The sequence below is a fragment of the uncultured Planktomarina sp. genome, from assembly GCA_943788425.1.
GTDB lineage: Bacteria > Pseudomonadota > Alphaproteobacteria > Rhodobacterales > Rhodobacteraceae > Planktomarina.
On record CALSQF010000014.1, the window covers coordinates 1 to 12,705 of the forward strand.

Annotated in this window: 11 protein-coding genes, 1 tRNA gene and 1 pseudogene; 3 read left to right on the forward strand and 10 right to left on the reverse strand. The window is 51.2% G+C overall.

The window, feature by feature from the left end; translation table 11 throughout:
• Positions 1-133: 133 nt before the first annotated feature.
• From ABLW18_RS11485 to ABLW18_RS11520, 8 genes and pseudogenes are all read right to left on the reverse strand, one after another.
• Positions 134-754, reverse strand: coding sequence for a glutathione S-transferase family protein (locus ABLW18_RS11485; RefSeq protein ID WP_347824931.1), 621 nt, complete (start codon positions 752-754; stop codon positions 134-136).
• Between the two features lie 4 nt (positions 755-758).
• Positions 759-1,469, reverse strand: a complete 711-nt coding sequence (locus tag ABLW18_RS11490) for an ATP-binding cassette domain-containing protein (protein ID WP_347824932.1) — start codon at positions 1,467-1,469, stop codon at positions 759-761.
• On the reverse strand, positions 1,466-2,443 hold the full coding sequence (locus ABLW18_RS11495) for an ABC transporter ATP-binding protein (RefSeq protein WP_347824933.1): 978 nt from the start codon (positions 2,441-2,443) through the stop codon (positions 1,466-1,468). Before ABLW18_RS11495 ends, ABLW18_RS11490 begins: the two co-directional genes overlap by 4 nt.
• Positions 2,444-3,349, reverse strand: a complete 906-nt coding sequence (locus ABLW18_RS11500; RefSeq protein ID WP_347824934.1) for an ABC transporter permease — start codon at positions 3,347-3,349, stop codon at positions 2,444-2,446.
• Positions 3,346-4,321 (reverse strand): annotated as a pseudogene (locus ABLW18_RS11505) (ABC transporter permease). The gene ABLW18_RS11500 and the pseudogene ABLW18_RS11505 overlap by 4 nt, the downstream one beginning before the upstream one ends.
• A gap of 23 nt (positions 4,322-4,344) precedes the next feature.
• Positions 4,345-5,916, reverse strand: coding sequence for an ABC transporter substrate-binding protein (locus ABLW18_RS11510; RefSeq protein WP_347824935.1), 1,572 nt, complete (start codon positions 5,914-5,916; stop codon positions 4,345-4,347).
• 789 nt (positions 5,917-6,705) lie between these two features.
• Positions 6,706-7,260: a LysR substrate-binding domain-containing protein gene (locus ABLW18_RS11515; protein ID WP_347824965.1), complete on the reverse strand. Its 555-nt coding sequence runs from the start codon at positions 7,258-7,260 to the stop codon at positions 6,706-6,708.
• Positions 7,261-7,980: 720 nt separating this feature from the next.
• The gene (locus ABLW18_RS11520; protein ID WP_347824936.1) at positions 7,981-8,103 is read right to left on the reverse strand and encodes a hypothetical protein; all 123 of its coding nucleotides are present in this window, start codon (positions 8,101-8,103) and stop codon (positions 7,981-7,983) included.
• A 171-nt stretch (positions 8,104-8,274) separates the two neighbouring features.
• Here ABLW18_RS11520 and ABLW18_RS11525 point away from each other — a divergent pair, with 171 nt between their 5' ends.
• Positions 8,275-8,736: a helix-turn-helix domain-containing protein gene (locus ABLW18_RS11525; protein ID WP_347824937.1), complete on the forward strand. Its 462-nt coding sequence runs from the start codon at positions 8,275-8,277 to the stop codon at positions 8,734-8,736.
• A 235-nt stretch (positions 8,737-8,971) separates the two neighbouring features.
• Here ABLW18_RS11525 and ABLW18_RS11530 read toward each other — a convergent pair.
• Positions 8,972-9,057, reverse strand: a tRNA-Leu gene (locus ABLW18_RS11530).
• 193 nt (positions 9,058-9,250) lie between these two features.
• Here ABLW18_RS11530 and ABLW18_RS11535 point away from each other — a divergent pair.
• Positions 9,251-10,231 (forward strand): complex I NDUFA9 subunit family protein, encoded by a 981-nt coding sequence (locus ABLW18_RS11535; protein ID WP_347824938.1) that lies wholly within the window; start codon positions 9,251-9,253, stop codon positions 10,229-10,231.
• 5 nt (positions 10,232-10,236) lie between these two features.
• Here the strand turns inward: ABLW18_RS11535 and ABLW18_RS11540 are convergent, their stop codons facing one another.
• Complete coding sequence (locus tag ABLW18_RS11540; RefSeq protein ID WP_347824939.1) at positions 10,237-11,049, reverse strand: undecaprenyl-diphosphate phosphatase; 813 nt, start codon at positions 11,047-11,049, stop codon at positions 10,237-10,239.
• Between the two features lie 208 nt (positions 11,050-11,257).
• On the opposite strand from ABLW18_RS11540, the gene ABLW18_RS11545 reads away from it, so the two are divergent.
• Positions 11,258-12,691 (forward strand): NAD(P)-dependent oxidoreductase, encoded by a 1,434-nt coding sequence (locus ABLW18_RS11545; RefSeq protein ID WP_347824940.1) that lies wholly within the window; start codon positions 11,258-11,260, stop codon positions 12,689-12,691.
• Positions 12,692-12,705: the final 14 nt, after the last annotated feature.

A 12,705-nucleotide genomic window follows, 5' to 3' on the forward strand; every position in this document is an offset into this window, starting at 1 on the left:
CCGCCGCTCTTACTGAGTGGCGTCACTTATTGAGCGCATAGATTCAGGCTTAGCCAGCAATCCGATTGCGTAGTTCTCATTAGTTTGACAGCAACCAGCAACTGGAAGCGTGTTCTTCATTTGTCTAAAACACTTATTTCTGTGATGGAATGTCATTAAAAAATGTTAGGGCTTTTTGGGTAGCTGCTCTTGCCAAAATACAGTCACACCAACGCGACAAATTTTCGGCGTGTTCAATGGATAATCCAAGGTGTTTATGTATACGCAGCCAAGGGTACAGCGCGATGTCAGCGATGCTATATGTATCCCCACAGATATATTTTTGGGAGTTTAACTGTTCATTCAGATATTCAATCGAGCGATTTGCGATAGCGCTGTATTGGGCCAGCGCGTCGGAATTGGGCGACTTTGCCAGTCTGGACCAATATTCGATCTGTCCGAAATATGGCCCTTGAGTCGATGCCTGATAGAAGAGCCAAGCGATCAATTTCGCATTCAACGAAGAGCCCTCCATCAGCCCCCAGCCTGTTTTTTGCGCCAAGCTAAGTAGGATCGAATTTGATTCTGTTTGGTGCATATCACCATCCCAAATCACAGGCACCTTTCCGGCTGGGTTTATGGCGCGAAATTCGGCAGAGTGTTGCTCTCCAGCGCGAATATTGATGGGCTTAAATTCATAATTCAGCCCGGCTTCACACAAGAACATCAGCACCTTTAAAGTATTGATGGTGTCATATCCGTATAATGTAATCATGAGCCTACTGTCTCCAAGATTTTGGCATCACAGGCGTTTGTGCCAGGAGTGATTTTGTATATTCGGCTTGGGGACTCTGATAGACTGCCTCGGTCGTATTGACCTCTTCGATCTTGCCATCGCGTAAAACGGCCGTGTCATCGGCCATTTGACGCACCACAGCAAGATTGTGGCTGATAAACAGGATGGTTAGTCCAAACCTTGCTTGTAGTTCTTTGAGCAAGTTCAAGATTTCAGCCTGAATCGACACATCCAGCGCCGACGTCGGCTCGTCACAGATCAAGAACCGTGGCCGCGCGAGTAACGCCCGTGCCACCGCAATGCGCTGACGTTGGCCGCCTGAGAATTGGTGCGGGTATTTGGTGATAGCGTCTGGCTGCATCCCCACGAGTGATAACATGGAGGCCGCCAAACTCGTGCGCTCGGCTGGGTCTTTGACAAAACCGTAAAACCATAATGGTTCGGTCAGAATATCCCCGATACGGTGTCGGGGATTCAGACTTGAGTAGGGATCTTGAAACACCATTTGAACCAGTTGCCGCGACGGATGGTGCCGACTTCGAGATGATCCGAATGGCAGCACCGTGTCGCCCAAGATCATCGTCCCATATGTGGGTGTCACAAGGCCAGTGATGGCTTTCGCCAGCGTGGATTTTCCGGACCCGCTCTCACCTACCAACCCCATGATAGAACCGGGTCTAATGGTCAGAGTCACATCTTCCAGCGCGACATAGGGAGGATGGTTTGCGAAACAAGGATGTGCGCTGGCCCGGCAAACGTCACTGTGAGGTTTTCCAAGGTAAGCCCTGTGAGGCAGTGTTGTTGTCCTTCAAGCAACCAGCGCTCTGCTGTGTCACCCTGCATCACCGCAGTGTCGTCCGCAGCAGGAACGCGGAAGCGATCTATTTTTTGATCCAATGGAGGCACAGCATCCATCAGCGCGCGCGTGTAGGGATGTTTGGGAGCGCCTAAGACCTGCGCAGTGTCACCTGTTTCCACTACACGCCCCTTGCGCATGACCGTCACGCGGTCAGCCACTTGGGCTATCACGCCAATGTCATGGGTGATCAACATAAAGGCAATCTGCCGTTCCTTGGCCAACTGTTGGATCAAGTCTAGGACCTGCGATTGCACAGCAACATCCAATGCTGTTGTGGGCTCATCGGCAATGATCAACTCCGGATCGGTACAGATTGCTAATGCAATGACAACCCGCTGGCGCATCCCGCCGGAAAATTGATGTGGGTAGGCCTTTATCCGTTGGGATGCGTTTTGAATTCCGATATCTTCGAGGAGATCAACGGCGCGTCTGCGGGCTTCGGTTTTGCTGGCATCTGAATGGGCCTGAATGGTCTCAACCAGCTGATCCTCAATCGTCATCAGCGGGTTCAAACTGGTTTGCGGGTCCTGAAAGATCATCGAAATGCGATCCCCGCGGACCTCATGCGCTTGGGCGGGTGTTAGCTCACGAAGGTCTGTATCGCCCAGCGTCAGTGTTCCCTTGGTGACATAGCCCGGTGCTTGCAGTAGGCCAATAACTGCTGCGCCTACGGTGGATTTTCCTGCACCACTTTCGCCAACCAACCCGTGAATTTCACCCGGCTTGATCGTCATATCCACGCCCTCGATGGCACTAAAATCGCCAAAGCGGGACGGGAATTTGACGGTAAGGTCTTTGATCGTCAGCATCTAGCGCAGCCTCGGGTTGAAGATGTCACGTAGGAAATCGCCAAGGATATTGATGGACACAACCAAGGCGATGAGGAACAACGTGGGGATCCACAAAATCCACCATTCACCTGACAGCAGGAATTGCATGCCAATGCGGATTAGCGTGCCAAGGCTGGGGCTGTCGGCGGGCAGGCCGATGCCGAGGAAGGATAAGGTTGCCTCAAGCAAAATGGCGGAGGCCAGATCGACTGTCATGATCACTAAAAGTGGACCAAGGATGTTGGGCAGGATATGCACAAACATCACCCGCGAGGGGCGTTGGCCCATCATGATTGCGGCCTGCACGTATTCTTTATTCATCTGGACGAAAGTCGTGGCGCGCGCTGTACGGGCGAAGTTCACCCAAAGCGACAGCGCAATGGCGAGGGTCAAAACTGCAACGCGTAAATCTTGTTGAATGGCAGCCGGCAGAATGCCTCGTGCAATCCCGTCAATCAGCAGCGCTGTTAGGATCGCGGGCAGTGCCAGTTGCACATCTGCGATACGCATCACGACAGCATCAAATCGTCCGCCATAATATCCAGCGGCAAGACCAAGACCTACGCCTATAACGGCCGCAATCGTCAAAGCAGACAGGCCAATAATCAGTGACAGCCGTGCGCCGTACAAGATTGCCGAGATCATATCGCGACCTTGATCGTCGGTGCCTAACAGGTATTTCGGGTTTGCCCCGTCTTGCCATACAGGGGGTAATAACCCGTCAAATAGGCTAAACGATGCCAGGTCATAGGGGTTCACCAGTGCGATCCAAGGTGCGAATATTGCACCTAAAATGATGAGTGTAGCAACCATTGCCGCGACAATCGACGATGGGGAATGGACGAACAGCCACAGACCTTCATACTTCTTCAAAAAGGCAATCATTCCACGTCCCTGAGTCGCAGGCGCGGGTCGATGGCAACGTAGAGCAAGTCGACCACAAGGTTCACCAACACGAAGAAAAATGCAATCACCACAAGGTAGACACCCATCACAGGGATATCAACGAAGCGGATCGATTCAAGAAACAACAAGCCCATTCCGGGCCATTGAAATACGCTTTCAGTGACGATGGAAAACGCAATGACACCGCCAAACTGCAGCCCAATAATCGTAATCACAGGCACCATTGTGTTCACCAATGCATGTTTGTAATGAAGTTTCCGTCATTGGCACACCTCGCGCCATGGCAAAGCGGATGTAATCGGATCGCATGACCTCCATCATTTCGGCACGCACCAAACGCATGGTGAGGGTCAGTTGATAAACGCCAAGAGTAATCGCAGGTAAGAGTAACGCACGCCATCCACTGATAGTGAAGAATGAACTTTCCCAGTTGCCAATTTGCACGGTGCCACCGCGACCAAACGTGGGCAGCCAGCCCAGTTGGACGCCAAATAAAAATATCAGCATGATCCCTATCACAAAGGTTGGGATCGAGACCCCAACAAGAGTGGTCATCAAAATGGTTTGGGTCCAGATGCCGCGCGGTTTTAACGCGGTATATACACCCGCAGGCACTCCAAACAAAAGAGAAATTATCAACGCCACGACGCCCAATTCCAAGGTTGCAGGAACACGTTCGGTTATCATATCTGCGACGGGTTGGCGGGTCCGATAAGAATAGCCAAAATCGCCCTGCAACATATCGCCGGTAAAACGTATAAATTGGGAAACGAACGGGTCGTTCAATCCGAGTTCTTCACGCAGGCGTTCTTGATCTGCAACTGAGGTTTCCACCCCTGTCATCTGCGTGATCGGGTCCCCAACGAACCGAAATAGGGAAAAGGCCAAAAAGGCGACGGCTAGCATCACAAAGACGGATTGAATCATCCGCTTCAGGATAAAATAAACCATCGCCCTTTTGCCCTAACCTTGGATCAGTTTACTGTAACCCAGCGCAACATGAAGAAGTTGTCAGCGCGTTGCGTCAGATCAATATTATCCTTAGCAGCCCAAATGAGCGGCTGGGTATAAAGCGGAATATACGCGGCCTCTGCCTGAGTGATTGCAACGACCTCATCAACCATAGCCTGACGTTTAGCTGGATCTATTTCCTGTTGGATGCTGGGCAGCAACGCATCAACGCGTTGGTTAGAATAACCACCAAAGTTCCACGACCCAAGTTTCTTTTCAGAATTTGGTGTCGATAACAGAAAACGGATTGGATGCTCCATGTCAAAGGTGCCAGGCGACCACCCTAGAAGATACATATCAAATGCATCTTCACGCAGCTGCGGCCAGTAATCGCGAACGGGGCCCGTACTAAGTTCAGCATTCAGACCCACAGCTGCAAACATCGACGCCGCTGCACGACATAGTGCCTCATCGTTGATGTAACGATCATTTGGGCATTTCAGGCCAAAGCTGAACCCATTCGGATAACCCGCCTCGGTCAAAAGGGCCTTAGCGCGCTCCGGGTCGTAGGCTGAGCGAGTTGAATTGGCTTCGGAATAGCCTGATATTCCCGCTGGAACCAATTGCGAGGCGCCGTCGATCTTACCCCTGAAAAGCACCCGGTCAATGGACGCTATATCTATAGCATGGGCGGCCGCTTGACGAACGCGAACATCCTGAAATGGGTTCGCCCCAGTGACGTCGGACGAATAAAGCAGTTCTTTGTGTTCATGCCCAAAACCAAACATTATTACCCGAGTTTCTTCGCCCTCAAGAACTTTAAACCCGTTACGGCCTTCGACCTGCGCGACGTCCTGCAAAGGAATCGGCTGTATAAAATCAATCTCGCCCGACAACAAGGCAGCAAGGCCAGTTGCTGCGTTTCCAATTGGAGTGAATATTGCTTCGGTAATATTGTGCTCCGCTGCGCCCCACCATCCGGCATTCGGGGCCAAAACAGTTTTGATTCCGGGATCGCGGCTGGCGACTGTAAACGGGCCTGTGCCGTTCACGTTAATGGTGGCAAAGTTTTCGGCATCGCGAGCAGGCAGTTCTGCGCCATTCGCTTCGGCCCAACCTTTGTCGAGAATCATAAAGTTAGCGATAGAATCTGGAAATAATGGGTTTGGAGCATTGGTCACGAAATCAATGGTGTAATCATCGAGCACGCGAACCTCTTTTACTGGTGCGAACCAAGATCTCACATCAGCTGCTTCGCTCGATGCGCGCTCATAGGAAAACATGACATCCTCCGAATTGAAGAGAGACCCGTCCTGGAAAGTCACACCTTCGCGCAGGTTGAAACGCCACCCATTTTCATTGGTTAGAGGTTCCCACGATTGAGCTAGTGAGCCTTCAATAGACATACCCTGATTCCGGCGTACAAGACCTTCATAGATATTGTTTAGAAACGAAAGAACGGGAGCAGAGTTTACTGCATGTGGGTCCATAGTTTGTGGATCGGTATTCGATGCCCAGCGAAATGTTTCGGCGGAAGCGCTAAATGCGGTTAAGCTCATCGCGCCACCAATGAAGACTAGTTTTAGTATTTTCATTACTTTCTCCCATTTTGTTAAACAATATTGCTCACTTTAAGATTTAATTATGCGGGGCTACCCGCGAATAGTCCATGCTTTGATTTAATGTGCTTGTCAGCTGGTCGTCAGTATTAAAGGCCTGAGACACCAAACTGTGTTGTCAGACAAACTTGAACACCCGTAAAAGGTTCCTCAAGTCAATCATCATGCAGTACAGAAACTGAACCACTCCGTGAGATCAGTTGTCAGAGTAAACTCGCTTGAAGCGGGCAGGGCTCATTTATAGCGTCGGATGACAAAACACTCTCCACATCGTCATAACTTCATAAAGTGGTCCTACGGGTAGGTTCTGTACGCGCGAAATTTATTTTTATATTATAAATACAAAAACTTAAATTTTATTTGTGGTGCCGAGAAGAGGACGTCGAACTTTCAGTATTTATATTTAATTACAGATATTTATTTTGGTTCTAAAATATAAAAGCGGTCCTGAAAGCGGTCCTGATTTGAGCGCTATATCGCGGTGACTTTGTGGCGTGCACCCAGCACTGTACATTGACCGTGGCAACACCTGAGGCCTGCTTTGCGGACAAAGCCGCCCTATGCAGATGCAGCTATTGCTGACGCGGCATTTGCATGCATTTGCATTACTCATATCGTTGGGGCGCGGCGGATGTCATCAGACCGGTCATTCGCGAGGGTTGCATTTCTGCGAAGTGATCCGACTACTGCTTTTGTAGTGCCATACCTTGTCCGACAGGCACTGAACGCTCGGAGTTTCTATAGCCGTGAGCGTTCGTTCAGGTTTCAGAAATCCTGCGCCCTTATCCAGTTTCTGAAGTGTTCTTCGGCCTCCGTTACATTCCGCTTTGTTGGAAGCGAGATACAGTAAGCGAAGTTTGTCAGCCCAAGTTCCGAGATCCAGACGAGCTGGCCACTTTCGATCTCCGGCTCTGCAAACGCATCCTGCATCCCCAATCCATTTCCGGCGATGACCGCCTGAAGGCGGCTGTTGGCGTCAGGCAGCGAAAGTGCGTTCTTTCTTGGCGCGAATGTTAGTCCCGCGAGATCATGCCAGTCGCGCCAGGCGGCCATGCCGGATGCATCCGGCAGGAGCGGGATTTCCCGAGCGGCGTTTTCAAGACCAAGTGCATGGACCCGGGCTGCGGTTTCCGGGCTGGCCAACGGCCTGGTGTTGGAGTTGAACAGAACCTCAACGTCCATGTCCTCGACCGCAGGGTCGCACCAGAAGATCGACAGATCGAGGGCGGGGTTTTGCAGATTGGACTTGGTGTTGATCGGCTTGACCCTGAGAGAAATGTCGGGGTTGGCGTATCTAACGTCAGCGTCTTTGGGGCAGATTTGACGATTTGATTGAGGAGGATTTCTGGTTCATCGTAACCTTCATGGAGTGAAGATGAACTTCAATCTCACGCAGTGATCTCAAAATGTCTTCTTCATCGTATCTCTTTCGTGCCATTCAAATTCCTACTTAAGAGAGTTTTGCCAAATTCGTCGCACTAATTTAGGGGGGAAGGTCAATCAGAGTGCGGCAGATATCGCATCATCCGCTGCTGTGAGGATATACAGTACATTTCCAACAGTGACACAATCCAAAGTGGCGGCATCTGAGCTATCACATTGAGTATGATAGTTTAGTGAGGCGCTGGGCTGGTATTGGTGGCTAATCTGCAGGGCTTATGATTGCTTGAGCATTAAGACATTGCCCACCAGAACCCCCAGTGGCGACAGCCTGTTATGATTGTTTAGCAAGCCTGCCTTTTTTCCATACTCAACGGTAAGGCCAAGCTTGTGAGCCTTAGCTTTTTGGTAGCAGTGGCTAAGAACTGCTGAAAACCTCAGAAACTCTTCATGCGTATCCATCGTATATCATCCCAGTTTATTGGTCTTTTTTGTGGTACAGGTAAATGCGGTATTCAGATAAATGTACTATAAGTCAGAAAGTTATTTGTTAACGCTAACGATCCTTAAACAATAAGTACAGCAAAGCTTTCTTGCTGGTTGGCTGAGGGTTCAACTGTGTTAAGCTCTGCCATACAGAACCGAACCACAAAAATCTACTTAATCATCATAGCTGCTGCTTCGTTGGCTAATGTCTGCCATGTTCCAAACTTTTAAGTGACCACCAGCAAAAGCTGTAACTGGAAGTAGTGAAATGGCTGCTGCCAAAATGATGTTTTTCATGAAATCTTTCCTGAATCTAGATTGTTCAGCAAGAGATTCATCCGGCTAGTAAAAGAAGAAACACGTCAAAAATAATAACTACCATACGGCTTGAACCGCTCTTGATCTTCGTATGGTTTGGGAGGATATTACATCAACTTTTACTCTTGGTGATCATTTGGAAGGCAAAAAATGAACCAAACTATTAGATCCAATATTACTGCAAAAGCGCAAAACTATTGTCCACTTTCAACATGCGCCGAGGTAATAGCTGACCATTGGTCGATAATCGTTCTGCGAGACATTGCCATATGCAATCAACGAACCTTTCGATCAATTTTAGCAAATAATAATGAAAGAATTTCTACTGGCGTACTAGCTGGCCGTTTGAAACGGTTAACTGACATTGGATTGTTATCATTCAAGGATGATCCTGCACATTCACAACGAAAGATTTATTGTTTAAGCCCAGCTGCAATAGATCTTGTACCAATTTTATTGGATATGTCAGCTTGGGCGCTGACACATACTTCGCCTTCTAAGGAGCCAATCGCACTGCCATCGAGTATGGACCGTCCACAATCTCAATATTCAAAAGAATTAACGGATCGATTACGATCATTGCACTTAGATCCCAGCGAAATGCCTGTCTAACTTAGCAGCATCACTCATTGCCCTAACACGAGCATCCCTAATGGATTTAGTCCTCAAAGAATAAGCAATCCTGCCCTTCCGATAATGCCGACGTAAATCAGCAGGAACTCTACGGGAGAAATACCAAATGCCGTCCTTTTGGAACGTATAACTATTAGATTTGGTTGCCAGCATGGTCTACGGCTCACTTACTAAGTCGAATTAGTAAGGTATTACAATGCTTTGGATGATAATTTGGTGCCCAGAAGAGGACTCGAACCTCCACGTCCATACGGACACTAGCACCTGAAGCTAGCGCGTCTACCATTCCGCCATCTGGGCTGATGTCGATGGGGGGCGTTTAAGCGTCTGAGAGGGGTGGGTCAAGAGGGTAATTGCCTTGTGGCGACCCCTTGGCGTGCAAGTTTCGCTTGTGGTATTTTGCGGTGTGGTAGCCTTCAAATGGGGAATAGACTTGTCATGAGGCGGTGCACGGAGTACCTCCCTTCCGGAGAGAAATACTTGGGATGTCATCATGTCTAAGCTTGTAACTATATTCGGTGGGTCAGGTTTCATTGGGCGCTATGTCGCGCGGCGCATGGCAAAGGCGGGTTGGCGGGTCCGGGTGGCCGTTCGGCGGCCCAATGAGGCGATTTTCGTCAAGCCTTATGGGGTTGTCGGTCAGGTGGAGCCGGTGTTTTGCAACATTCGCGATGATGCATCGGTGCGGCAATCATTGCTGGGAGCCGATGCTGTGGTCAATTGCGTTGGCATATTACAAGAATCGGGGCGCAATCGTTTCGATGCTGTGCAAACAGGAGGGGCTGGGCGCATAGCTCGGTTGGCGGCTGAAGCTGGGATCGCGCAAATGGTGCATATCTCGGCCATGGGAGCGGATCTGAACAGCGAGAGTGCCTATTCCCGGTCAAAGGCGGCAGGCGAGGCGGAGGTCTTGGCGCATATGCCGGGCGCAATGATCCTGCGACCCTCCATCGTCTTTGGAGCAGAGGATCAATTTTTCAACAGATTTGCCGGCATGGCGCGCTTCGGTCCGATTTTGCCCATCGTTGGGGCTGAGACGCAGTTTCAGCCTGTGTTTGTCGATGATGTCGCGCGGGCCGTAATTCTTGGCGTGACTGGAGCTGCTGCGGGCGGTATCTATGAGCTAGCTGGGTCTGAGAAGGACAGTTTTCGCGGCCTGATGCAGCGTATGTTGGATGTCATCCAACGTCGGCGCTTGATCATGGGCTTACCGATGTTCGTTGCGCGTCTCATGGCCACTGGCTTTGCGCTTGCAAATAAACTGAGCCTTGGCTTAGCGCCTATGCCGATCACCCGCGACCAAATACACAGTCTAAGCGTGGACAATGTGCCAAGCGGTGATTGTCTGGGCCTGGCGGATTTGCAGATCGAGCCAACGGCATTGGAAAGCGTGTTGCCGGATTATCTGTGGCCCTTCCGCGTGTCAGGCCAATATGCGGACATCAAGGCCTCTGCGAAAAACCTAAAAGCCTGAAGGCATTAAAACCCGAGACCGCCGCTGTAGCCGATGGTGAGCAGCGTGAGGCCGAGCCCTATGCGGTAAACCACGTAGGGCGTGTAAGTGAGGCTGTTGAGCAAGCGCATCATCAGCCCTAGGGCCAAAAGGGCTGCGGCGAAGCTGAAGGCAGCAACAACAGACGCGTCGCGCAGCGGCACGGCGCCGCCGATCAAATCCAAAGCGGTGAGCGCCCCGGAGGCGATAATCGTCGGGATCGACATCAGCATGGCGATGCGGGCAGCCTCTTTGCGTGTAAAACCCGCATTCAGGGCGCCGGTGATGGTGATGCCTGAGCGAGAGGTGCCCGGGATGAGTGCCACGGCTTGCCACAGCCCAAGGATCCAAGCGTCTCGTAGCGTCAGGTCTTGGATGTGACGCGTCGTTCGCGCGCGTTGATCCATCCAGTAGAGCAAAATGCCAAATACCAGCATGCTCCAGCCGATGACGGTGATGGAGCGCAGAGTGTCCGACAGTCCGGTGAGTTTTAAGATTAAGCCGAGTCCCATGACAGGCAGCGTAGCCAGACTGAGCGCGATGAGCAGCCGGGCAGAGGGGCTCTCAAACTGGCCGCGCACAACCTGCGGGATGCCTTGCGCAATGTGGCGCACATCTGGCCAGAAATAGACGATGACGGCAAATAAAGTTCCGATATGGGCGGCGACATCAATAACTGGGCCTTGATCGGGGAGCCCTGTCAGCCCCGGCAAGAGGATCAAATGTCCAGAGGAGGAGACTGGCAAAAATTCCGTTATGCCCTGAATAAGCGCGATTAATATCAAATGATAAAGCGGCATGTTTTGTGGTCCTCTGCGATTAAAGTGACCATATACCCATGATATTTAAGCGCTAGCAGAAATATAGGTCCGATTCGGATCTAAAAATAGCTTGAAAATTGCGAAAAAATGTCGCCATATGCATTTTCCCACTTTATAGGTCACCCGTGCTGACATTATAAGGTCAAAACAACTTAAAAATATAGCGACGTCGCGAATCGAGGATGGTATGGCTGATAATCCGATGCTTAAATTTGTGAAGATCCCACGGCTCATGCCTCAAAAGCGTGATGCGTTAGATCGGACGGATGATTTCGGCGAGATTTATGCGGAATTTTCGGAGGCCAAGGCCGCAGAGCAGGCGAGCCGGTGCAGCCAATGTGGCGTGCCATATTGCCAAACCCATTGCCCGCTGCACAACAATATCCCAGATTGGCTGCGCCTGACCGCTGAGGGGCGGCTGCGCGAGGCCTATGAAATCAGTCAGGCCACCAACACATTCCCAGAGATTTGCGGCCGTATTTGCCCTCAAGATCGCTTGTGCGAGGGCAATTGCGTGATCGAGCAGTCGGGTCATGAAACGGTGACCATTGGTTCTGTTGAGAAATATATCACCGATACCGCATGGGCTGAAGGGTGGGTGCAACCGATCACACCCGCCGCGACCCGCGGAGAATCTGTCGGCATCATCGGCGCGGGTCCAGGAGGATTGGCCGCGGCCGATATGCTGCGCCGCGCTGGTGTGCAGGTCACAGTCTATGATCGCTATGACCGCGCGGGAGGGCTTTTGACCTATGGTATACCTGGTTTTAAGCTTGAAAAAGATGTGGTGATGCAGCGCGTGGCCCAGCTTGAGGAGGGCGGCATCGAAATCGTCACCAACTGCAATGTCGGCGTTGACATCAGCTTTGAGGAGATCCGCAGCAAACATGATGCGGTGATTGTCGCCACGGGTGTTTATAAGTCCCGCGATTTGGTAGGGCCGGGCTCGGGAGCAGATGGCATTGTGAAAGCCATTGACTATTTGACCGCCAGCAACCGCCATGGTTTTGGCGACAATGTACCTGAATTTGAAGATGGCAGATTGAATGCGGCCGGCAAGCGGGTTGTGGTAATTGGCGGCGGAGATACGGCCATGGATTGCGTGCGGACAGCAATCCGGCAAGGCGCCACCTCTGTTAAATGCCTATACCGCCGCGACAAAGCGAACATGCCGGGATCTCTGCGGGAGACTCAAAACGCTGAGGAAGAGGGCATTGAATTTGTTTGGCTGACGGCGCCCAATGGGTTCGTTGGCAATCCTGTGACTGGGGTTAACGTGCAAAAAATGCGTTTGGGCCTGCCGGATGCGACAGGACGTCAAAGCCCAGAGGTGATTGACGGGGCCGATTATGTGGAACCTGCGGATTTGGTGGTCAAAGCTTTGGGGTTTGAGCCCGAAGCTTTACCACAGCTTTGGGGCGCAGAGGGTCTCGAGGTGACGCGCTGGGGTACAATCCGGGCGGATTTTGAAACCGGCCAAACCAAGCTACCGGGTGTTTATGCGGTGGGTGATATTGTCCGCGGCGCCTCGCTTGTGGTTTGGGCCATTCGCGACGGCCGCGACTGCGCAGCCGCGATTCTAGCACAGTTTGACAAGGCCCAATCCATAGCCGCTGAATAAGCGTCTGCGTGGAT

Bases quoted from the DNA above. Each gene is read 5' to 3' on its own strand.
- ABLW18_RS11485 (WP_347824931.1), bottom strand. From the start codon at position 754: ATGATTACATTATACGGATATGACACCATCAATACTTTAAAGGTGCTG.
- ABLW18_RS11495 (WP_347824933.1), bottom strand. From the start codon at position 2,443: ATGCTGACGATCAAAGACCTTACCGTCAAATTCCCGTCCCGCTTTGGC.
- ABLW18_RS11500 (WP_347824934.1), bottom strand. From the start codon at position 3,349: ATGATTGCCTTTTTGAAGAAGTATGAAGGTCTGTGGCTGTTCGTCCAT.
- ABLW18_RS11510 (WP_347824935.1), bottom strand. From the start codon at position 5,916: ATGAAAATACTAAAACTAGTCTTCATTGGTGGCGCGATGAGCTTAACC.
- ABLW18_RS11520 (WP_347824936.1), bottom strand. From the start codon at position 8,103: ATGAAAAACATCATTTTGGCAGCAGCCATTTCACTACTTCCAGTTACA.
- ABLW18_RS11525 (WP_347824937.1), top strand. From the start codon at position 8,275: ATGAACCAAACTATTAGATCCAATATTACTGCAAAAGCGCAAAACTAT.
- ABLW18_RS11535 (WP_347824938.1), top strand. From the start codon at position 9,251: ATGTCTAAGCTTGTAACTATATTCGGTGGGTCAGGTTTCATTGGGCGC.
- ABLW18_RS11540 (WP_347824939.1), bottom strand. From the start codon at position 11,049: ATGCCGCTTTATCATTTGATATTAATCGCGCTTATTCAGGGCATAACG.
- ABLW18_RS11545 (WP_347824940.1), top strand. From the start codon at position 11,258: ATGGCTGATAATCCGATGCTTAAATTTGTGAAGATCCCACGGCTCATG.